Below are 21,949 nucleotides of genomic sequence, written 5' to 3' on the forward strand. Positions count from 1 at the left end.
TTAGGGGAAGACCAGGCCGAATTCGGACAACAGCGCGGCAGTCTCGAACACCGGCAGCCCGACCACGCCGGTGTAGCTGCCCTCGATGCGCTCGATGAACACCGCGGCGCGGCCCTGGATGCCGTAGGCGCCGGCCTTGTCGAACGGCTCGCCGGTGTCGATGTAGCGCGTGATGTCGAGTGCGGTGAGCGGGCGGAAGGCGACGTCGGTGACCGAGGTCTTGAGCAGGGTGCGCTCGCCCTCGCGCACCGCCACCGAGGTCACTACCTGGTGGCTGCGGCCGGAGAAGGCCTCGAGCATGCGGCGCGCGTCGGCGGCGTTGGCCGGCTTGCCGAAGATCTCGCCGTCCAGCACCACCGTGGTGTCGGCGGCCAAGAGCGGACGCGACGGCAGGCCGCAGCTTTCCACCAGGTGCCAGCCGGCGGCGGCCTTGTCGCGCGCCAGGCGCTCGGTGTAGGCCACTGCGTTTTCGCCGGGCAGGACCGCCTCGTCGATTTCGGCGTGGATGCGTTCGGTGCGCACGCCGAGCTGCTGCAGCAGCTCGCGCCGGCGCGGACTGGCCGAGGCCAGGTAGATCAGGGTGTCGTTGGTGCTCATGGGGTTGCCGTCAGGGTTTTATTCTTGGACTGCCTGCAAGGGTACCAGAGGCCCTCTCTCCGTACTATCGGCAGCATGGGGGACTTCGGCCAACCCTGAGGGAGCGGGACCCGGCGCGGCCCCCTGTCCTCGCGACGACCCGCGCCGCAAGGAAAAAGCCCGGTCCATGAGGGCCGGGCTCGGGGAGATACAACATGGTGATCAGCGGTCGCTGCGCAGCGGGCCGTACTCGACCGGCACCCAGGCGTAGCGGCTGCGCTCGGCGCGCACGTGCCCCAGCCCCGGGAACGGCAGGTGGGCGCCACCCACCCACAACTTGTCGCGTGCGGCGTCGGCGAGCAGCTTCTTGCGCGTCGCCACCGCCTGCTGGCGGTCGACGTCGAACTCGATCGCGATGTCGGGGCGGGCGAACTGCGTGGCGTAGCTGTGCACGATGTCGCCCCACAGCAGCAGGCTCTGCCCCTTGGAGCTGAACAGGTAGCCGCTGTGTCCCGGCGTGTGGCCCGGCGTCGGCACGGTGGTGACGCCCGGCAGCAGCGTCTCGCCTTTGCCGTAGATCTTGAGCCGGTTGGCGGCCAGGTAGGGGGCGACCGACTCGCGCGCCATCTTGAAGAAGGGCTGGCTGTCCGGGGTCGCCTTGGCCGCGCTGGCCTCGTCGAGCCAGTAGCGCGCTTCGGCCCGTGCCACGTAGACGTCGGCGTTGGGGAACGCCGCCTTGCCCTCGGCCGTCACCAGGCCGCAGGCATGGTCCGGGTGCAGGTGGGTCAGCAGCACGGCGTCGATGTCGGCCGGTTCGTAGCCGGCGGCGCGCAGGTTGTTGATCAGGTTGCCCAGGGTCGGGCCGAAGCAGCGTGCCGAACCGGTATCGACCAGCACCAGGCGCGTGCCGGTGTGCACCAGGTAGCCGTTGACCGCGGTCTGCACGCCGCGCGTGGTGTCGATGAACATGCGCGCCAGCAGGCTCTGCACGTCCCTGGCGCGGGCATTCTTCAGCAGCTTCTGGTCGAGGTCGACGTAGCCGTCGTAGAGCGCGGTCACCTGGAACTCGCCCAGCGCCATGCGGTAGTAGCCCGGCACCTGGGCCTTCAGTTGGGGCGGCGGCGCGGCGTGGGCAAGGCCCGGCGCCAGCGGCAGCAGGCTGGCGCCGGCGAGCGCGAGGCAGGACAGCAGGCGGCGGGCGAGGCGAGGCGACGTCGTGGGCATGACAGGCTCCGTAATGACAATGAACTATCACTTTAGCATCAAGCGGAGGCCATGCGGTGCCCGCGCGGCGGGCCGGCCGTGCGGGCGGACCGTCATTCCCGGGTGATGGCCCAGCGCAGGAAGGCGTCGACCACCGGGGAGGGGTGTGCTGTCGCCGGGCGCGCCAGCACCACGCGCTGCGGCGGTGGATCGTCGCGCAGCGGGCGGCAGGCGATGGGCGTGCCGTCGTAGCTCAGGTCGCCGGCCGGGCGCGTGCACGACAGCGCCACGCCGGCGCCGTGCGCCACCAGGCCGCGCTGCATTTCGAAGCTCTGCACCGTCTGCGCGATGCGCGGCGTCAGCCCCAGGTTCCAGAACAGCGACAGCAGGTAGTCGCGGGTGTGCGGAATATCCTCCAGCACCAGCGGCTGCGCGGCCAGCTCGGCCAGCGACACGGCGGGCTGCGCCGCCAGAGGATGGTCGCCCGGCAGCAGCGCGTAGGGCGCCAGTTCCGCCAGCGTGCGGCATTCCATCTGCGCGTCGGTGGCGAGTTCGTAGGTCAGCGCCAGCTCGGCCTTGCCGGCGCGTAGCGCGCGCTGCACCGTCGCCAGGTCGCCCTCCAGCAGCGTCACCGCGACCTGCGGGTGGTGTGCGCGAAACCCCGCCAGCAGGCGCGGGGCGAAATAGGGCCCCAGATCCTGGAAACAGATCAGCGACAGCTGGCCGCGCAGTTCGCCCGGTTCCTCGCCGCTGCCGAGGCCTGCCGCCAGCGCCAGGATGTCGCGCGCCTGGCCCAGCACGCGCAGCCCGGCCGGTGTCAGCTCGACGCCGCGGCTGGCCTGACGGCGGAACAGCGCGGTGCCGAGCGCGGCCTCGAGCTGGGCGATGGCGAGCGACACCGAGGGTTGCGACACGTGACGCGCGCGCGCCGCGGCACTGACGCCGCCGTGCTCGGCGGTGGCGACGAAGTATTCGAGCTGACGCAACGAGAAGTCGATCATGTTTTTCAATAATGAAAAATAGGAAATATATATTTTTATTATCATAAGCGCCCCGCGATACTGTCGCCAGAAGCCGTCTTACCCACCACCACCCGAGGAGAGACCGATGCCGGCGACGACAGTAGGACAGGATCAGATCGAGGCGTTCCAGCGCGATGGCGCGATCGTGCTGCGCGGGGCGTTCCGCGACTGGGTCGAACCGTTGCTCGACGGTTTCGAGCAGGTGCTGGCCGCGCCCGGCCCGTACGCCATCGAGAACGTTCGGCCGGGCGAAACCGGGCGTTTCTACGAGGATTACTGCAACTGGCAGCGCATCGAACCGTTTGCGCGCTTCATCCGCCATTCGCCGGCGGCCGCGCTGGCGGGGCGGCTGATGGGCGCGCAGCGGGTGCAGATCTTCCACGAGCACATCCTGGTCAAGGAGCCCGGCACCGCCAAGCCCACGCCCTGGCACCAGGACATCCCCTATTACTGCGTCAGCGGCCGGCAGACCGCCAGCTACTGGATTCCGCTCGACCCGGTGACGCGCGACAACACGCTGCGCGTGGTGCTGGGCTCGCACCGCTGGCCCAAGCTGGTGCGCCCCAAGCGCTGGGCCACCAACGAGAACTTCTTCGCCGGCGCCGACGACTTCATGGAAATGCCCGACGTCGAGGACGGCAGCTACACCCTGCTGGCGCCGGAACTGGAACCGGGCGACGCGGTGCTGTTCGACTTCCATACCGTGCACGGCGCCGCCGGCAACCCGGGCGGCAACCGCCGCCGCGCCTTCTCGGCGCGCTTCCTTGGCGACGACGTGCGCTACGTCGCGCGCCCCGGTCGCACCTCGCCGCCGTTCCCCGGCATCAACCAGCAAGACGGGGAGAGCCTGCGCGAGGACTGGTTCCCGGTGGTGTGGTCGGCCGACGGCACGGCCTGACCTGACCATGGCGCTGTCGTCGCCAACAAAAAAAGCGGGCCGCAGCCCGCTTTTTTCATTGCCGTATCAGCCAAGCCTCAGCTGCGCACCTGGCCGTCGCCCAGCACCACCCACTTCTGGCTGGTCAGGCCGTGCAGGCCGACCGGGCCGCGCGCGTGGATCTTGTCGGTGGAGATGCCGATCTCGGCGCCCAGGCCGTACTCGAAGCCGTCGGCGAAGCGCGTGCTGGCGTTGACCATGACGCTGGCCGAGTCCACCTCGCGCAGGAAGCGGCGGGTGCGGCTGTAGTCCTCGCTGACGATGGCGTCGGTGTGGTGGCTGCCGTAATCGTTGATGTGCTGGATCGCCTCGTCGAGGTCCTTCACCACCTTCACCGCCAGGATCGGCGCCGAGTATTCGGCGTACCAGTCGTCCTCGGTCGCCGGCACCACCTGGTCGCCGAGGATGATGCGGGTGCGTTCGCAGCCGCGCAGCTCCACGCCTTTTTCCCACAGCGGGGCGGCCAGCTTCGGCAGCATGAATTCGGCGGACGCCTCGTGCACCAGCAGCGTTTCCATGGTGTTGCACGGCGCGTAGCGCTGGGTCTTGGCGTTGACCACGATGGCCACGGCCTTGTCCGGGTTGGCGGTGTCGTCGACGTAGACGTGGCAGTTGCCGTCCAGGTGCTTGATCACCGGCACGCGCGCGTCCTGGCTGATGCGCGCGATCAGCCCCTTGCCGCCGCGCGGCACGATCACGTCGACGTACTCGGGCATGGTGATGAGCTCGCCCACCGCGGCGCGGTCGGTGGTTTCGATCACCTGTACCGCCTCGGCCGGCAGGCCGGCCAGGCGCAGCCCTTCGTGCACGCAGCGGGCGATGGCCTGGTTGCTGTGGAAGGCTTCCGAGCCGCCGCGCAGGATGGTGGCGTTGCCCGATTTCAGGCACAGCCCGGCGGCGTCGGCGGTGACGTTGGGGCGGGCCTCGTAGATGATGCCGATGACGCCGAGCGGCACGCGCATCTTGCCCAGCTGGATGCCGGACGGACGATAAGTGAAGTCGTCCATCTCGCCCACCGGGTCGGGCAGCGCGGCGATCTGGCGCAGGCCCTCGGCGATGCCGTGGATGGTCTTGTCCGACAGCGTCAGGCGGTCGATGAAGGCTTCTTCCAGGCCGTTCTGGCGCGCGGCTTCCAGATCGAGCATGTTGGCGGCGATGAGCTGCTCGCTGTCGCGCTCGACGGCGTCGGCCATGGCCAGCAAGGCCTGGTTTTTCTGGAGGGTGTCGGCGCGGGCGATGGCGCGGCTGGCGGCGCGGGCGGCGCGGCCGACGCGCTGCATGTAGTCCTTGACGTCCATGTTCGGGGTCCTGCGAAATCTTGATGGGAATGCGTCGAGATTACCGCAAAGCGGCAAGGCCGTGCCAGTGCGGCAGGGGCGAGGGCGGCTGTTGCGGCGGAAAAACAGCGCCTTGCGGAATCGTTTGACCCTGCTGCGAGTGTGGGGTAAGGTGGGATTCGAGCAACCGCTTGGTTGAATTGTCGTCATTACGCACAACGGCGCGCCAGACGCCGGCACGGAGGAGAGACCGCATGACCGCATACCGCGATTTTCATCGCCAGTCCATTGATCAGCCCGAGGTTTTCTGGGGGCGCGAGGCGGCTCGCATCGACTGGCACCGTCCCTACGACAAGGTGCTGGCCTACGACAAGCCGCCGTTTCGGCGCTGGTTCGTCGGCGGCGAGACCAACCTCTGTCACAACGCGGTGGACCGGCACGTGGCCGGGCGGGGCGATCAGGCGGCCTTGATCTACGTCTCGAGCGAGACCGGGGAGGAACGGGTTTACAGCTTTGCCGAACTGCAACAGGAAGTGGCGCGCTTTGCCGCCATCCTGCAGGCGCAGGGGGTGGGCAAGGGCGACCGCGTGCTGATCTACATGCCGATGATCGCCGAGGCGGTGTTCGCCATGCTGGCCACGGTGCGGCTGGGGGCGGTGCATTCGGTGGTGTTCGGCGGCTTCGCCTCCGCCAGCCTGGCGGCGCGCATCGAGGACGCCCAGCCCAAGGTGATGGTGACCGCCGACGCCGGGCTGCGCGGCGGCAAGGTGATCGCCTACAAGCCGCTGGTGGACGAGGCGCTGGAGCTGGCCGGGGCGGCGGCGCCGGGCAAGGTGATCCTGGTCAACCGCGGCCTGGCCGAAGCGCCGATGATGAAGCCGGGGCGCGACCTCGACTACGCCACGCTGCGCGCCCGGCACCTGGACGACCGCGCCGAGGTGACCTGGGTGGAATCGAGCCATCCCAGCTACATCCTCTATACCTCCGGCACCACCGGCAAACCCAAGGGGGTCGAGCGCGACACCGGCGGCTACGCCGTGGCGCTGGCGGCGAGCATGGATTACATCTACGGCGGCGCGGCCGGCGAGACCTTCTTTTCCACCTCGGACATCGGTTGGGTGGTGGGGCATTCCTACATCGTCTACGGCCCGCTCATCGCCGGCATGGCGACGCTGGTGTACGAGGGTCTGCCGACCAACCCGGACCCGGCGGTGTGGTGGCAGCTCGTGGAAAAGTACCGCGTCTCGGTGATGTTCTCGGCGCCGACCGCGATCCGCGTGCTGAAGAAGCAGGATCCGGCCTACCTGCACCGCCACGACCTCTCCAGCCTCAAGGCGCTGTTCCTCGCCGGCGAGCCGCTGGACGAGCCGACCGCCAACTGGATCGCCGGCGAGCTCAAGGTGCCGGTGATCGACAACTACTGGCAGACCGAGACCGGCTGGCCGATGCTCACCGTGTGCAACGGCGTGGCGCCGCAGCCGGTCAAGGTCGGCAGCCCCGGCCTGCCGGTGTACGGCTACAACCTCAAGCTGGTCGACGAGGCCAGCGGCGAGGAGGTCGGGGTCGGCGAGAAGGGCGTGATCGCCATCGTGCCGCCGCTGCCGCCGGGCTGCCTGAGCACGGTGTGGGGGCAGGACGAGCGCTTCCTCAACACCTACTTCGGCGGCTTCGCCGATCGGCTGCTGTATTCCTCGTTCGACTGGGGCGTGCGCGACGCCGACGGTTACATCACCATCCTCGGCCGCACCGACGACGTGATCAACGTCGCCGGTCACCGTCTCGGCACGCGCGAGATCGAGGAGGCGGTTTCCGGCCACGGCGCCATCGCCGAGGTGGCGGTGGTGGGGGTGGCCGACGCGCTCAAGGGGCAGGTGCCGCAGGCCTTCGCCGTGGTGCGCGACCCGAGCATGCTGGCCGATCCGGTGCGCCGCGCCGCGCTGGAGAAGGAAGTGATCGCCCGCGTCGCGCACGAACTGGGCGCGATCGCCAACCCGGCGCGGGTGTTCTTCGTCAACCAGTTGCCCAAGACCCGCTCCGGCAAGGTGCTGCGCCGTTCGATCCAGGCCATTGCCGAAGGGCGCGATCCGGGCGATCTCACCACGCTGGACGATCCGGCGAGTCTGGAACAAGTGCGTCAGGCCATTACCAGAGCCTGAGCCCTTTCGAGGGTGGCGTGTGCGTCACCACTGGGCCGTCTGCCTCCGGGCCGACGGCCGTTTTTTATGCTTACGCTACCTGCGCCAGCGGCGCGGCCAGCAGGCCGGGAAACTCGTGCGCCAGCACGCGGTGGAACGCCTGCAGCCGGGCGTCGTCCTCGTCGTGAAACACGTGGCAGTGTACGCGGCTGCCCTTGGCCTGGGCGTTGTTGAGCAGGTCGGCTAGGGTCAAGAGTTGGTTGGCGCTGTCGGCGTCGAGCCGAGTCAGCGCCAGCGTCAGGGCCACCTCGCCGTGGTCGAGGCCGGCCAGGTACGGGGTCAGCGGCCGGAACAGCCGGTCGTAGAAGGCGGCGGCGTCCTCCGGGCAGCTCACCCCGCGCAGCAGCAGGCGGCCGCTGTGGAAGCGGAAATCCACTTCCGGCGTGGCGGCGCCGGGGGCCAGGTAGAAGTCGGGACGGGCGACGGGCAGGGCGGGTGACAGCATCGGACGGTCTCGCGGCAGGGTGGTGAAGCCGGCGAGTGTAGAGTGCCGCTGTTGCAGCACGATGACGGCGGCCGGGGCCGGGCCAGGTTGGCCGAAGGCTTCGGCCAACTTCGGTGGACGGCGGGCGACGCAGCGAGGGCTGCTCCGCCGCTGACATCAGGACAGGCTTCGTGGCGCCAGCGGCGTCTCAGTGCCCCAGCCCGTCGCGCACCTTGCGCACGCCGTACCACACCGCCGCCGCCACGATCGGGATGGCGATGCCGGTGGCGAGTTCGGTGTTGAGGTGCACGCCGGCGGCCTTGACGGCCTTGAGCAGGTAGGACAGCAGGCTCACGATGTAATAGGTCAGCACCCCCACCGACAGCCCTTCCACCGTCTCTTGCAGGCGCAGCTGCATCGCGGCGCGGCGGTCCATGCTGGCCAGCAAGGCGCGGTTCTGTTCCTCGTGCAGCACCTCGACGCGGGTGCGCAGCAGCGCGGTGCTGCGCTGCAGGCGGTCGGTGAGGCGGTCCTGGCGCTTCACCACGGTGTCGCAGGTGCTCATCGCCGGCGCCATGCGCCGTTCCATGAATTCGTGAAACGGCTGCATGCCGGGCAGGCGGCTCTCGCGCAGCTCGCCGATGCGGCGCTCCACCAGCGAGTAGTAGGCGCGCGTGGCGGAAATGCGGTACTGGCTCTCCGAGATCAGCTGTTCGGCGCGCGTGGAGAGGTCTTCCAGCTCGGTGAGCAGCTGGGCGTCGCCGCTGTCCGGCTTGCCCATGCGCTCGGTCAGCGAGCGCAGCACCACGTCGAGCCGGTCGAGCTCGCGCATCTGCTCCTTGGCGATGGGTAGCGCCAACAGCGCCAGCATGCGGTAGGTCTCGATCTCGAACAGGCGCTGCAGCATGCGCCCGGACTGGTTCGGTCCCATCTCCTCGTCCAGCACCACGTAGCGCGAGAAGCCCTCCGGCAGGCGCGGGTCGGGGTGCAGCTGCAGGTCGGTGTAGGCGATGCCGTTGCCGTCGCCGATGCGCGAACCGATCAGCTCGCCGCCGCCGAACCAGCGCGCCGCGATCTCGTCCGGAGTGCTGGCCGACGCGCCCTTGAGCAGCACCGCGTGCAGCGCCACCAGCACCGTGCCGGGCAGGCGGTCGAGCCAGCTCGAGGGCAGGCGGTCGAGCGCGGTGCGGTCGAAGGGCTCGGAAAAATCGCCGGAGAGGATGAAGGTGTAGCGCGCGAACTCGGCGTGCAGCGACCAGCGTACCGTCAGGTCGCCGGCATTCGCGGTGTAGTGCGCGGCGTGGCCGAGCGGGGCCGGCAGGGCCAGCAGCTGGGCCAGCTCGGCCAGTGCCTCGCGCTGGCTGGCGTCGTCGTAGTCGTAGTACAGGGTCAGCGAGGTCAGCCGTGCCGGCGACGGAATCGAGGCGTACGGGCGGGCGTGCGCCTCGTCGTTGAGCACGCGGCGCAGCGGGTGCGGGGTGAGGGTGAGCATGGTGGGTCCAATAGGCAAACGGTTTTAAAGATGCGTGGCGCATGTTTAAAACCGCTTGCCGTACAGCATACCTCAAGCGCGCGCCCGGCTGTCCACCACTTCCGTATTACTCCGCCGTCGCGGCCGGGTGTCGGGGTGGCGCGTACCGCAGGGGCACGAAAGCGCCGCCCACGCCGCCCTGCCGATCTGATGGCCAGTCCGAACTGCGCCTGTCTAGGCCGAGGCATGCGAGAGGGGCCTGATAATCCTCCGCGTCGTAAAGGAAACAGCCCAGCAAGCATCGCCTGCGGGGCTGTTGGATTCAGTGGACCTCCACCTTGACGCCCCGGCGGGGCCGGGGGGCGTTCAGACGCGGAAGCGCCGTACGCTGTGGCCGAGCTGGTGCGCCAGTTCGACCAGCTGCGTGACGCCGCCGGCGAGGTTTTCCGCCACCGCCGCGCTCTGCTCGGCGGCACCGGCCACGCACTCCATGCTGCCGGCGATGTCGCGGCTGGCGACGTGCTGTTGCTGCATCGCGCTGGCGATGCCCTGCGCCTGGTCGCGCGAGGCTTGCGCCGCAGTCTCGTTGCGCTTGAGGCCGTCGCCCACGCTCTCGACGTAGCGGCGGCTGCTCGTCAGCGCCGCCAGGCCTTCGGCGATGGACGCTTCCAGGGTGTGCGACTGGCTGTCGAGCAGCAGCGTGACGCGGTCGATCTCGTTGGCCGAAGCCGCCGACTTTTCCGCCAGCTTGCGCACCTCGTCGGCCACCACGGCGAAGCCGCGCCCCTGCTCGCCGGCGCGCGCCGCCTCGATCGCGGCGTTGAGCGCCAAGAGGTTGGTCTGGTCGGCGATGTCGCGCACCTCGCTGGTCATGCCGGCGATGTCGCGGCTCTTGGCGAGGAAGGCGCCGACCAGCTCGGCGGTGCGGCCCACCACCGCTTCCACCCGCCCCACCTCGTCCACCAGGGTGGCGAGCTGCGCCGTGCCCTGGCGGCTGCTCGCCAGCGCATGGTCCGCCGCCTGGTGCATGGCGTCGCTGACGTCGGCCACCGAAGCCACGCTGACCGACAGCTCCTCGATGGAACCGGCCGATTCGGACGAGGCCCGCGATTGCTCGCGCGCCGCGCCCAGGAGTTGCGCCGACATCTGCGCCAGCGTCTCGGCCAGCCGCTCCAGTTCGCCAGCGCTGTGTTGCACCGTCGCCACGCTGCTGGCGAGGTTGCCGCTCATCTGCTGCATGGCGCCCAGCACCTGGCCGGTCTCGTCGCGTCCTGCGGGCGGCAGCGTGACACTGAGGTCGCCGCCGGCGATGGCGCGTACCGCGCCGACCATGCGCCGCATCGGCACCGTGATGCCGCGGGTGATCAGCCAGCCGGCCAGCAGGCTCAGCAGGATGATGCCGCCGCCGGCGCCAAGGCCGATCCATTTGGCCTGGGCGTAGGCCCGCGCGGCGTCGTCCAGCGCGGCGCGCGTCCTGGCCTGTTCCGTGGCGATCAGTGCTTCCAGCGCCTCGCGCCAGGGGCGTACGGCGGGGATCAGCTGCGCGTTCATCACCGCGATGGCGCCGGGCACGTCGTTGGCGAGCCCGAGCTGCATCATGCGGTCGATCACCGGTTCGGCCTGGCGGCGCTGGCGGGCCGCCTGCTCCAGCAGCGCCCGCTCCGCGGCGCCGGGGGGGTAGCGCTGCCAGTGCTGCTCCAGTTCGTGCAGCGTGGCGTCGTAGTCGCGGCGCGCCGTGGCCATCTTGGCGACGGCCTGACGCTTGCTGGGCTCATCCGGAAACATCACGGCGTCGCGGTAGACGGTGCGCTGGCTTTGCAGGTTGTAGGTAAGGCGGGTGGTCAGCTCGACGGTGCGGTTGTGGTCGAGCGCCACCTCGTCGAGATGATCGCGCAGCCGGCTAAGGCCGGTGAGCTGGACCGCCAGCAGCAGCGCCACCAGCAGGGTCATGCCGCCGAAGCCGAGTGCCAGCCGCTGGCCGATACGGAGATGGTTCATTTTCTTGAAGAGAGCCTGAAGCAAACAAAGAAAATGATTCTGGCATGCGCGGGCGCTGCGCCGGTTGACGCAGGTCAAGGGGGCGGTCTGGTCGGCGGGAGTGCGGCGGAAGGACTCAGCCGCGGCGGTGGTGCGCCAGCAGTCGTGACAGCGCCGCGCTCACCAGCGGGTTGCTGACGCTGGCGGCGGCTTCCTCGATGCGCTCCAGCGCCGCCGGGCTGATCGCCAGCATCTTGGGCGGCTTGACCGGCGGCTTGAAGCGGATGTCGACCTTGACACGGATCTTGCTCGCCGGGTAGCCGCGGTCGGTCAGCGCCGGCAGCAGGCCCGGGCCGATCATCTTCAGCCGCGCCGCCACCACGCCGTTGTCGGCGTACACCACCAGCTCGCCGTCGCGGATGCGCACCGCGCGGCAGTAGTCGGAGAGGGGCGCCGGCAGCAGGCGGCGAAAGGCCGTGTCCAGCGCCATCAGCGCCTTGGCCTCGCTGGCCAGGCGCGACAGGCGGCTGTCCTGGCGGGCGATGTCGCGGAAAGAAAGACTGCTCATGGCGCGAATTCTAGCCGATTGCCGCCATGATGGGCGATTCGCGGCGCGTGCGACCGGTTTTTCCGGGGTTCCCTTGACGCGCCACAACTTTGCCCCCATTACGTGGTCAGTGCTTGTGCTACACTTTTCCCCATTTTTCCGGCCCGCTTGGCCTCTGGATTCGAAAACCGATGATTTCCACGCTTCTCAAGAAAGTGTTCGGTAGCCGTAACGACCGGCTGCTGAAGCAATACCGCCAGGTAGTGGCCCGTATCAACGCGCTGGAAGACGGCCTGCGCGCGCTGTCGGACGAAGACCTCGCCGGCAAGACCCCGCACTTCCGCCAGCGACTCGCCAGCGGGGAAAGCCTCGACGCGCTGCTGCCGGAAGCCTTCGCGGTGTGCCGCGAGGCCTCGCGCCGGGTGCTCGGCATGCGCCACTTCGACGTGCAGCTGATCGGCGGCATGGTGCTCAACGACGGCAAGATCGCCGAGATGCGCACCGGCGAGGGCAAGACCCTGGTCGCCACGCTGCCGTCCTACCTCAACGCGCTCACCGGCAACGGCGTGCACGTGGTGACGGTCAACGACTACCTGGCCAGCCGCGACGCCGGCATCATGGCCAAGCTGTACAACTTCCTCGGCCTGACCGTGGGCGTGAACCTGTCGCAGATGCCGCACCACCTGAAGCAGGAAGCCTACGCCGCCGACATCACCTACGGCACCAACAACGAATTCGGCTTCGACTACCTGCGCGACAACATGGTGTTCAGCACCGAGGAGAAGGTGCAGAAGAAGCTGGCCTTCGCCGTGGTCGACGAGGTCGACTCGATCCTGATCGACGAGGCGAGAACGCCCTTGATCATCTCCGGCCCGGCCGAAGACAACGTCGAGATGTACCAGCGCATGAACGTGGTGCCGCCGCTCCTGGAGCGTCAGCAGGAAGAAGAGGGCGAGGGCGACTACTGGGTGGACGAGAAGGCGCACTCGGTGCTGCTGTCCGAGCGCGGTCACGAGCGTGCCGAAGAGATCCTGACCCAGATGGGCCTGCTGAAAGAAGGCGACAGCCTGTACTCGGCCACCAACATCACGCTGATGCACCACCTGATGGCCGCGCTGCGCGCCCACGCCCTGTACCACCGCGACCAGCACTACGTGGTGCAGGACGGCGAGATCATCATCGTCGACGAATTCACCGGCCGCCTGATGCCGGGCCGCCGCTGGTCCGAGGGCCTGCACCAGGCCGTCGAAGCCAAGGAAGGCGTGACGGTGAACCGCGAGAACCAGACGCTGGCCTCGATCACCTTCCAGAATTACTTCCGCCTGTACGGCAAGCTGTCCGGCATGACCGGTACCGCCGACACCGAGGCGTTCGAGTTCCAGAGCATCTACAACCTGGAAACCGTGGTGATTCCGACCAACAAGCCGATGATCCGCAAGGACGCGCACGACAAGGTCTACCGCACCGCGCAGGAGAAGTACGACGCCATCCTGGCCGACATCAAGGACTGCCACGAGCGCGGCCAGCCGGTGCTGGTCGGCACCACCTCGATCGAGAACTCGGAGCTGATCGCCGCCCTGCTGAGCCAGGCCAAGCTGCCGCACAACGTGCTGAACGCCAAGGAACACGCGCGCGAAGCCGACATCGTGGTGCAGGCCGGTCGTCCCGGCGTGATCACCGTCGCCACCAACATGGCCGGTCGCGGTACCGACATCGTGCTGGGCGGCAATCCGGAGCCGGAAATCCGCGCGATCGAGAACGACGAGAGCCTGTCCGAACAGGACAGGACCGCGCGCATCGCCGCCATCCGCAGCGAGTGGTCGCTGCGTCACGAGCAGGTGCTGGGCGCCGGCGGCCTGCACATCGTCGGCACCGAACGCCACGAGTCGCGCCGTATCGACAACCAGCTGCGCGGCCGTTCCGGCCGCCAGGGCGACCCGGGTTCCTCGCGCTTCTACCTCAGCCTGGAAGATCCGTTGCTGCGCATCTTCGCCTCCGACCGCGTGTCGGCGATCATGGAGCGCCTGAAGATGCCGGTGGGCGAAGCCATCGAGCACCCCTGGGTGAGCCGTTCCATCGAGAACGCCCAGCGCAAGGTGGAAGGCCGCAACTTCGACATCCGCAAGCAGTTGCTGGAGTACGACGACGTCGCCAACGACCAGCGCAAGGTGATCTACCAGCAGCGCAACGAAATCCTCGACGAGGAAGACGTCAGCGCCATCGTCACCAATATGCGCGAGGGCGTGCTGTCCGACCTGGTCGACCTGCACCTGCCGCCGGAATCGATGGAAGAGCAGTGGGACCTGCCGGGGCTGGAGAAGACCCTGGAGAGCGAGTACCAGCTCGAGGCCCCGGTGGCGGACTGGCTCAAGGCCGAGCCCAACCTCGACATCCCGGAGATCCGCGAACGCATCATCAAGCAGGCCGAGGCGATCTACCAGGCCAAGGTCGAGCTGGCCGGCGAGCCGGCGATGCGCCAGTTCGAGCGCTCGCTGGTGCTGCAGATGCTGGACAACCACTGGCGCGAGCACCTGTCGTCGATGGACCACCTGCGCCAGGGCATCCATCTGCGCGGCTACGCCCAGAAGAACCCCAAGCAGGAGTACAAGCGCGAGGCCTTCGAACTGTTTGCCGACATGCTCGAGCGCATCAAGAAGAGCGTGGTCAGCGTGCTGATGACGGTGCAGATCCGCAGCCAGGAAGACATGGACGCGGTCGAGCCGCACGAGCTGCCGGAGGTCGAACTGCAGCACGCCGAGCCGGGTTCGGCACTGACTGCGGCGGACGACGAGAACAACCCGTACGCGCCGGCGGCACTGGCGGCGCAGGGCCTGCGCATCGGCCGCAACGACCCGTGCCCGTGCGGCAGCGGCCAGAAGTACAAGCAGTGCCATGGCCGCCTGGCCTGAGAGGCCGATCACCGCTGAGTCAGCGGGCTCGACCTGAGCGCAACAACAACGCGCCCGATGCTGCATCGGGCGCGTTTTTTCTTGCCTTGGCCGGCGCCGCCCTCGCTTAGCCACTGGCGCGATAGCAGCTAAGCTTGAGCCATCGCCACGAGAGGAGATCGTCCATGACCCGCACCGCCTTCATCACCGGTTCCACTTCCGGCATCGGCCTGGCCGTCGCCTGCCGTCTCGCCGCCAACGGCTGGGCCATCGGCCTGCACGGCCTGGCCACTCCCGAACAGCGCGACGAGGCGCTGGGCATGGTGCGCCAGGCCGGCGCCGCCGACGCCGCGTTCTTCGACGGCGATCTGCGCGACCCCGCCGCGGTGCAGGGGTTGGCCGAAGCGGTGCAGCGCTGGCGTCCCGTCGACGTGCTGGTCAACAACGCCGGCATGCAGCACACCGCGAGCGTGGCGGCGATGCCGGCCGAGCTGTGGCAGGCCATCCTCGCCGTCAACCTGTCGGCCGCGTTCTTCCTGATGCAGGCGCTGCTGCCCGGCATGGCGGGGCGCGGCTGGGGGCGCGTGGTCAACATCGCCTCGGTGCACGGGCTGGTGGCGTCGGTCAACAAGGCGCCGTACGTGGCGAGCAAGTTCGGGCTGGTCGGGCTGACCAAGGTGGCGGCGCTGGAATACGCGCAGAGCGGGGTGACGGTGAACGCGATCTGCCCGGGCTGGGTGGAGACCGCGCTGATCGAGCCGCAGATCCAGGCGCGCGCGGCCGCCTTCGGCGGCGACCGTGACGCCGGCCTGAAGGCGCTGGTGCTGGACAAGCAGCCGTCCGGACGCATGAGCCAGCCGTCCGACATCGGCGAGGCGGTGGCGATGCTCTGCGGCGACTGGGCGCACAACCTGACCGGAGTGGCGCTGCCGATCGACGGCGGCTGGAGCGCGCAGTAGCGGCCATCGCGCCAGGTTGGCCGAAGCGCGTTGCCCTGCGTCTTCGGCCAACCTGACTGCCCCGGCCCAAGGCTGTGGACAACTCTGTGGATGGCCTGAGGGTAAGCTGTGGAGCGGCGGTGGATGGTCAATGCGACCAATGTTGCAGTGCACGAAAAGGCGATCCGGGGCTAGAATGGCGCTTTGCCCGCTGAACCCGCCATGATCGTCCGTCCTGCCTCGCCCTCCACTTTCTCCCTGTTATTTTCGATGCGCGGCTCGGTGGTGCCGGTGGTGTGGCGCCGCGTGCTGTTCACCGTCGGTGTCGCGGTGCTGGTGACGGTGGTGCACGGCACGCTGGGGCCGCTCAAGATCACCCTGACGCCGACGCCGTTTTCGCTGATCGGCCTGACCCTGGCGATCTTCCTCGGCTTTCGCAACAGCGTCAGCTACGACCGCTTCTGGGAAGCGCGCAAGCTGTGGGGCGAAGTGCTGGTGGTGACGCGCAACCTCGGCCGGCAGACCCTGACGCTGGTCGACCATCTCGAGGCGGAAGAGAAGAAAGTCCTGCTGTACCGGCTGGCGGCGTTCGCCCATGTCCTGCGCCACCAGCTGCGCGGCAGCGACCCGTCCGCCGACCTGGCCCGGCTGCTGCCGGCCGGCGAGTGCGCCGCGGTGCTGGCGCAGCCCAACCGCCCCAACATGCTGCTCGAGCGCATCGGCGCCGCCTACGCCGCGCTGGGCCGCGCGGGACGGGTGTCGCCGCAGCTGCTGGCCAACATCGACGAGCAGATCTCGCTGCTGTCGCACGCCTACGGCGGCTGCGAGCGCATCCGCCACACCCCGATCCCCTACGCCTACATCCTGCTGCTGCACCGCACCGTGCACCTGTACTGCTACCTGTTGCCGTTCGGCCTGGTGGACAGCGTCGGGGTGATGACGCCGCTGGTGGTGGGCATCGTGTCCTACACCTTCTTCGGCCTCGACACGCTGGGCGACCAGATCGAGGACCCGTTCGATACCCTGCCCAACGACCTGCCGCTCAACGCGCTGTGCCACACCATCGAAAGCAACCTGCTGATGCTGCTGGACGAGCCCTTGACCACCGCGCCGCAGCCGGACGCCAGCGGCGTGCTGCTGTAACTGCCCCTGCGCGGTCTTGCGGCACCCCTCATCGGGTCGCCGCGTGGTTCGCATCCTCCAGACAAAAAAAGGGTTGCCCCGGAGGGCAACCCTGCAAGTTCTGCCATGGAGGCAGGTCGCTTCACACTCCATCCAAGGAGATGTCGGTTACAGCGTGACCCAGCGCGGTTGGGTCAGCGCGGCCGGGTTGAGCACGGCGTCGAGCTGGTCGCGGCTCATCAGGCCGCGTTTCAGCACGATGTCGTAGACGCCGCCGCCGCTGGCGTGCGCTTCGGCCGCCACTTCGGTGGCCGCGGCGTAGCCGATGTAGGGGTTGAGCGCGGTGACCAGGCCGATCGAGTTTTCCACCTGGCTGCGCAGGAAGTCGCGGTTGGCGGTGATGCCCTTGACGCAGTTGTCGGACAGCGTGCGGCAGGCCTGGGTCAGGTGGTTCACGCTGCGGAACAGGCTATAGGCGATCACCGGCTCGAAGGCGTTCAATTGCAGCTGACCGGCTTCGGCCGCCATGGTCACGGTGAGGTCGTTGCCGATCACTTCGTAGGCGACCTGGGTCACCACTTCCGGAATCACCGGGTTGACCTTGCCCGGCATGATCGACGAGCCGGCCTGGCGTGCCGGCAGGTTGATTTCGCCCAAGCCGGCGCGCGGGCCGGACGACAGCAGGCGCAAGTCGTTGCAGGTCTTGGAGAGCTTGACCGCGACGCGCTTGAGTACGCCCGAGAGCTGCACGAAGGCGCCGCAATCCTGGGTGGCTTCGATCAGGTTGGGCGAGGTGATCAGCTCCAGGCCGGTCAGCGCCGACAGCTGGCGGCACACCAGGGGGACGTATTCCGGGTGGGCGCAGATGCCGGTGCCGATGGCGGTGGCGCCGAGGTTGATCTCCAGCATCAGGCGCGAGGCTTCCTGCAGGCGCTGCTCGTCCTCGCCCAGCATCACCGCGTAGGTCTGGAATTCCTGGCCCAGCGTCATCGGCACCGCGTCCTGCAGCTGGGTGCGGCCCATCTTCAGCACGTCGCCGAATTCCTCGGCCTTGGCGGCGAACGATTCACGCAGCTCGGCCATCGCGGCCAGCAGCTGCTGCACGCCCCAGTAGGTGGCCAGACGCAGTGAGGTCGGGTAGACGTCGTTGGTGCTCTGGCACAGGTTGACGTGCTCGTTGGGGTGCAGGTGGCGGTACTCGCCCTTGGCGTGGCCCATCAGCTCCAGCGCGCGGTTGGCGATCACCTCGTTGGCGTTCATGTTGGTCGAGGTGCCGGCGCCGCCCTGGATCACGTCCACCACGAACTGCTCGTGCAGCTTGCCGGCGCGGATTTCCTCGCAGGCGGCGACGATGGCGTCGGCGCGCGGGGCGTCCAAGAGGCCCAGCTCGCGGTTGCTCAGCGCGGCGGCCTGCTTGATGGCGGCCAGCGCCGCGATCAGGTTGGCATAGCCGGCGATGGTCTGGCCGGTGATCGGGAAGTTCTCGATGGCGCGCAGGGTATGCACGCCCCAGTAAGCATCGGCCGGTACGTCGCGGTCGCCGAGCAGGTCGTGTTCGCTACGAGTAGTCATGGGTTTTGTCGTTGTCGTGTTGTGGTAAGGGACAGGGCGCACTGTAGGCGAGGGCGGAGCCGGCTGGCCAATTCCGAATGCCGATCGCGTCATGCTTTTTTTGCATAACCTGGCCGGCGGCGGCCCGGATACTGGCGTTGGGGGGGATAAAGGCGCAGGGCAGGGGGCGGCCTGCCCGGGGCTCGCCGGCGAGGAGGTGGCCGTGCGCCGGATGGGTGGAGACACCATGACCTTGTGAGCGCTGCGCTGCCTTGCTCCGTCCGTGCCGGAGCCCGTCGACGATGGGGGCGCGGCGCGCCACTCTTGCGACGCGAATTCCTGCGGACAGCTGCCGTTTGGGCAAGGTGTTGGGTTGTGGCTGGTGTGCCCGCTCTCAGATCGCCGGGTATTCGGTGGCGAGGTACTGCCAGAACGCTTCCAGCACCGGCCGGTTGCGCTTCTTGCTGCGATAGAGGCGCAGCTCCATGTCCACCCCCCAGCGCTCGTCGGCGGCCGGGGCGAGCTGGCCGTAGCGCACTTCGCGCGCCACCGCGCTTTGTGGCAGGAACGCCACGCCGTGCCCCTCCAGCACCATGTTCTTCAGCCCCTCGGCCATGTCGGTCTCGTAGCGCAGGTGCAGATGGCAAGGCTCCGGCGCGTCGGCCAGGATCTGCTCGGTCATCAGCCGGAAGTAGGCGCTGGCGGCGTAGCCGAGGAAGGGCACGGGGGCGGCCGCGCTGCCGGGCAGGGCGAAGCGCGGCTGGCGCTGGCGGTCGGCGCGGGCGTAGGGGCGCAGCCGTTCCACGCCGAGCCGGAGCCCGAGGTAGCGGCCGTCTTCCAGTTCCACCGGCTGCTTGGGATGGTGGTAGCACATCAAAAGGTCGCTACCACCTTCGACGAAGGCCAGCAGCGCGTCGTGCACGTTGCTCGCCTGCAGCCGGCACGACAGTTGGCCGAAGCCCTGTTCCACCCGGCTCAGCCACTTGGGGAAGAACGAGAACGACAGCGTGTGGGGGACGGCGAACTCCAGCGTGTCTTCCGGCAGCGGGCGCATGCCCTGCAGCAGTGCCCGGGTGGCGTGGATCTGGTTGAGCATGGCGGCGGCGTGTTCGCGGAACACCTCGCCGGCCGGCGTGAGCCGCGTCGGGTACGAGGTGCGGTCGATCAGCTCGGTGCCGATCCAGCCTTCCAGGGCGCGGATGCGGCGCGAGAACGCCGGCTGGGTCAGGTGGCGCGCCTGTGCCGAACGGGTGAAGCTGGCGGTTTCCGCCAGCACCAGAAAATCCTCCAGCCATCGTGTTTCCATGCTCGTGCTCCAGCGTCCGGGGCGGTGGGAAAGAACGGGGTGCATGGTAGCACCGTGATGAACGATTGGTGCGCGTGGCGGTCTGTTGCCTGTTGTCCGCTTGCGCGGAGCAAGATCGTGAACCGGTTCCACAGGAGTGCGCCATGAATCCACCCCGCTTGACCCGTCTCTGCGCCGTCGTGCTGGCGCTGACGCTCGCCGCCTGCGCCACGCCCCAGACGGCGGGTGGCAAGCGTGCCGCCAGTCCGGCCCCGGCGCCCGCCGCCCAGGCCGCCGTCGTGCCACCGGCACCGAGTACCGCCCCCGCGCCGCGCCTTGCCGCGGCGGCCGACTGCATCCAGGGCGGGGCGCAGAAATGGGGTATCCCCGCCAATTACCTGACGCGGCAGACCCGCGCCGATGGCGGCATCGTGCTGACTCTGGTCAATCCGTATTCCGGCAAGCGCGGCCTGAGCATCGAGTTGACGCCGGATGGCCGCCACACCGAGGCCAATCTGGATGAAAACGGCACCGTGGTCTCGGCAAAGTGGCGCGGGCTGGTGAGCCGCTGTACCGACGGCGCCTGACCCGGCCGGGCGCGTTTTCATGACGTGCAGGCAATGTGCCTGCCTGGTCATGTCGTTGTCTTTAACGGTGCCGTTTGCGTGTTGGAAGCCGTGACGGCGCCCGGGGAGTCCGGTAGCATGTCGGCGCTCGCGGGACGGTCCGCGGCGTTCTGAACAGGGCTTCCCATGGGGAGCCCTATGGTTTTTCTGCCTGCCGTTCCCCTCTTTTCCGACTCCGCCCTGTTCTCTTGTTGGCAACACGATGAAGATGAAATGGTTGTATCCGGCTGCCTTGCTACTCTGGTTGGTGCTGTGCGCACTGATCGGGGTGGCGTTCGCCAGCCGTGCCGTTCATCAGGCCGAAAGCGAATTGGAGCGCGTCACCGGACGGCTCGCCGAGGACATCGCGCAGCGCCTGAACGCCACCGAGGCGCAGCTCGACAGTTACGCCGGCTTCTCGACCTTTGGCCAGCATCACGGGGAGCTGACCGAGCACGGCCTGCTGCTGCGCCAGTTCAAGCGCCATCGCGCGATCGTGCTGGGGCTGCGCGTGCGGCGCGTGAACGAGGACGAACGCGCCGCCTTCGAGCGCGAGTTGAGCGCCCGCCGCGGCCGCCCCGTCGCCATCCACGGCTACGACCCGGGACGCCAGCCGCCGCGCTTCACGCTGGAGGGGGGCGGCGGCTATTACCCGGTGGTGTCGATGATGCCGGCCGGCGAGTTGCCGCCACCGTTCTCGCCGGCCTTGGGCATGGACGTCAGCCGCGTCGATTTCCTCTACGACGCCCTGCGCCAGTCGCAGCGGCGCGAGCTGCCGGCGTTGTCGCGTCCGTTCGCGCTGGGCGACGGCCGTCTGGGCTACCTGATCATCCGCCCCGCCGACGAATTCGTGCTGCAGCCGGCGCCGGCGCTGTTGCCCGATCGCCAGTTCGTGGCGCTGGTGCTGCGCGTCGACGACCTCTTGCCGCGGCCCCTGAATCTCCCCCCCGGGATGCGGGTGCAACTGTGGCATCAGCGCTACGGCCAGCAGGACCCGCAAGGGCGCTTCCTCGATACCGGCCGCGTGGCGCGGGGTCCATTCGAGACGCTGCTGTTTCCGAGCCTGGAGTTGAGCCGTAGCACCGGAGGTTCGACCCCGAGCCTGATGCTCAAGGTCAGCTGGCAGCTGGGCTGGGCGCAGATCGGGCTGTTCGAGTGGCTGGTCATGGCACTGTTGGCGCTGGTGCTGCTGGCGGTGCTGTTGTTCGGCGTCAACAACCTGCTGCGCTGCCATGTCGACCGGGTCGCGCGTGAGCAGGAGCTGTTCCATCTCGCCAACCACGACGCCCTGACCGGGCTGGCCAACCGCAACCTGTTCGAGGACCGGTTGCAGCACGCCATCCGCCGGGTACGGCGCAACGGCAAGCGTCTGGCGCTGCTGCTGCTCGACATGGACCGCTTCAAGCCGGTCAACGATACCTACGGCCACGCTGCCGGCGACCGTGTGCTGCAGCTGATCGCGGCGCGCCTCAACGAGGTGCTGCGTGGCGAGGACACCGTTGCGCGGCTGGGCGGGGACGAGTTCGTGGTGCTGCTCGAGGACATCGATGCCGACGCCAACGTGGCGCAGGTGCTCGAACGGCTGCAGCTGGCCCTGCAGGAGCCGTACGACATCGACGGCGGCGCGGTGACGCTGGGCGTCAGCATCGGCGCCGCGTTTTATCCGGATGACGGCGACGCGATCGAGGAGCTGCTCGCGGTGGCCGACCGCACCATGTACAGCGCCAAGCAACGGGCGGCAGAGCGTTAGCGCGGCCAACGAGCGGGGCCGGTGCCCGCTCCCGCAGGCTGACGAGTTCAGGACCGCTGCGTGCCGCCGGCGCACAGAGCCGGCATGGGTGCCTGAGAATGTCCTTCGCTGCGCCGCGCACTCCGCCGCCGTCCGTCAGCGCTCACGATGGGAAGGCGTAGCCGCCTATATGGAGCAGACA

At 68.7% G+C, this 21,949-nt stretch carries 17 protein-coding genes; 7 read left to right on the plus strand and 10 right to left on the minus strand.

Annotated elements, in window-relative coordinates; translation table 11 throughout:
• The 3 genes from NH8B_RS01005 to NH8B_RS01015 all read right to left on the minus strand — a co-directional run bounded on the left by NH8B_RS01005 (position 1) and on the right by NH8B_RS01015 (position 2,780).
• Positions 1–597, minus strand: coding sequence for a Maf family protein (locus NH8B_RS01005; protein ID WP_014085651.1), 597 nt, complete (start codon positions 595–597; stop codon positions 1–3).
• A gap of 201 nt (positions 598–798) precedes the next feature.
• Positions 799–1,800 (minus strand): MBL fold metallo-hydrolase, encoded by a 1,002-nt coding sequence (locus tag NH8B_RS01010; RefSeq protein WP_014085652.1) that lies wholly within the window; start codon positions 1,798–1,800, stop codon positions 799–801.
• 92 nt (positions 1,801–1,892) lie between these two features.
• Complete coding sequence (locus NH8B_RS01015) at positions 1,893–2,780, minus strand: LysR family transcriptional regulator (protein ID WP_014085653.1); 888 nt, start codon at positions 2,778–2,780, stop codon at positions 1,893–1,895.
• A gap of 106 nt (positions 2,781–2,886) precedes the next feature.
• Between NH8B_RS01015 and NH8B_RS01020 the strand changes: the two genes are divergently transcribed.
• A complete protein-coding gene (locus NH8B_RS01020; RefSeq protein WP_014085654.1) occupies positions 2,887–3,699 on the plus strand; it encodes a phytanoyl-CoA dioxygenase family protein in 813 nt (270 codons plus the stop codon).
• A 77-nt stretch (positions 3,700–3,776) separates the two neighbouring features.
• Here NH8B_RS01020 and NH8B_RS01025 read toward each other — a convergent pair whose 3' ends face one another.
• Positions 3,777–5,036 carry a glutamate-5-semialdehyde dehydrogenase gene (locus tag NH8B_RS01025; protein WP_014085655.1) on the minus strand — a complete coding sequence of 420 codons (1,260 nt, stop codon included), beginning with the start codon at positions 5,034–5,036 and terminating at the stop codon, positions 3,777–3,779.
• 179 nt (positions 5,037–5,215) lie between these two features.
• On the opposite strand from NH8B_RS01025, the gene NH8B_RS01030 reads away from it, so the two are divergent.
• Positions 5,216–7,171 (plus strand): propionate--CoA ligase, encoded by a 1,956-nt coding sequence (locus NH8B_RS01030; RefSeq protein WP_255345179.1) that lies wholly within the window; start codon positions 5,216–5,218, stop codon positions 7,169–7,171.
• A 70-nt stretch (positions 7,172–7,241) separates the two neighbouring features.
• Here the strand turns inward: NH8B_RS01030 and NH8B_RS01035 are convergent, their stop codons facing one another.
• The 4 genes from NH8B_RS01035 to NH8B_RS01050 all read right to left on the minus strand — a co-directional run bounded on the left by NH8B_RS01035 (position 7,242) and on the right by NH8B_RS01050 (position 11,650).
• Entirely contained in the window at positions 7,242–7,655 is a 414-nt protein-coding gene (locus NH8B_RS01035; protein WP_148282923.1) for a SiaC family regulatory phosphoprotein, read from the minus strand.
• Positions 7,656–7,842: 187 nt separating this feature from the next.
• Entirely contained in the window at positions 7,843–9,126 is a 1,284-nt protein-coding gene (locus NH8B_RS01040) for a DUF3422 family protein (RefSeq protein ID WP_014085658.1), read from the minus strand.
• A 345-nt stretch (positions 9,127–9,471) separates the two neighbouring features.
• On the minus strand, positions 9,472–11,103 hold the full coding sequence (locus NH8B_RS01045) for a methyl-accepting chemotaxis protein (RefSeq protein ID WP_014085659.1): 1,632 nt from the start codon (positions 11,101–11,103) through the stop codon (positions 9,472–9,474).
• A gap of 115 nt (positions 11,104–11,218) precedes the next feature.
• Complete coding sequence (locus tag NH8B_RS01050) at positions 11,219–11,650, minus strand: DUF721 domain-containing protein (RefSeq protein WP_014085660.1); 432 nt, start codon at positions 11,648–11,650, stop codon at positions 11,219–11,221.
• 170 nt (positions 11,651–11,820) lie between these two features.
• Here NH8B_RS01050 and secA point away from each other — a divergent pair, with 170 nt between their 5' ends.
• The 3 genes from secA to NH8B_RS01065 all read left to right on the plus strand — a co-directional run bounded on the left by secA (position 11,821) and on the right by NH8B_RS01065 (position 16,598).
• Positions 11,821–14,538, plus strand: a complete 2,718-nt coding sequence (gene secA / locus NH8B_RS01055; RefSeq protein WP_014085661.1) for a preprotein translocase subunit SecA — start codon at positions 11,821–11,823, stop codon at positions 14,536–14,538.
• A gap of 164 nt (positions 14,539–14,702) precedes the next feature.
• Positions 14,703–15,476, plus strand: a complete 774-nt coding sequence (locus tag NH8B_RS01060) for a 3-hydroxybutyrate dehydrogenase (RefSeq protein WP_014085662.1) — start codon at positions 14,703–14,705, stop codon at positions 15,474–15,476.
• A 201-nt stretch (positions 15,477–15,677) separates the two neighbouring features.
• Entirely contained in the window at positions 15,678–16,598 is a 921-nt protein-coding gene (locus NH8B_RS01065; RefSeq protein WP_041702782.1) for a bestrophin family protein, read from the plus strand.
• 147 nt (positions 16,599–16,745) lie between these two features.
• Here NH8B_RS01065 and aspA read toward each other — a convergent pair whose 3' ends face one another.
• The gene (gene aspA, locus NH8B_RS01070; RefSeq protein ID WP_008954757.1) at positions 16,746–18,149 is read right to left on the minus strand and encodes an aspartate ammonia-lyase; all 1,404 of its coding nucleotides are present in this window, start codon (positions 18,147–18,149) and stop codon (positions 16,746–16,748) included.
• 373 nt (positions 18,150–18,522) lie between these two features.
• On the minus strand, positions 18,523–19,434 hold the full coding sequence (locus tag NH8B_RS01075; protein WP_008954758.1) for a LysR substrate-binding domain-containing protein: 912 nt from the start codon (positions 19,432–19,434) through the stop codon (positions 18,523–18,525).
• 143 nt (positions 19,435–19,577) lie between these two features.
• Between NH8B_RS01075 and NH8B_RS01080 the strand changes: the two genes are divergently transcribed.
• Both NH8B_RS01080 and NH8B_RS01085 read left to right on the plus strand, forming a co-directional pair.
• On the plus strand, positions 19,578–20,000 hold the full coding sequence (locus tag NH8B_RS01080; protein ID WP_014085665.1) for a hypothetical protein: 423 nt from the start codon (positions 19,578–19,580) through the stop codon (positions 19,998–20,000).
• Positions 20,001–20,241: 241 nt separating this feature from the next.
• On the plus strand, positions 20,242–21,768 hold the full coding sequence (locus NH8B_RS01085) for a sensor domain-containing diguanylate cyclase (RefSeq protein ID WP_014085666.1): 1,527 nt from the start codon (positions 20,242–20,244) through the stop codon (positions 21,766–21,768).
• Positions 21,769–21,949 lie beyond the last annotated feature (181 nt).

This window comes from Pseudogulbenkiania sp. NH8B (assembly GCF_000283535.1).
Classification (GTDB): Bacteria; Pseudomonadota; Gammaproteobacteria; order Burkholderiales; family Chromobacteriaceae; genus Pseudogulbenkiania; species Pseudogulbenkiania ferrooxidans.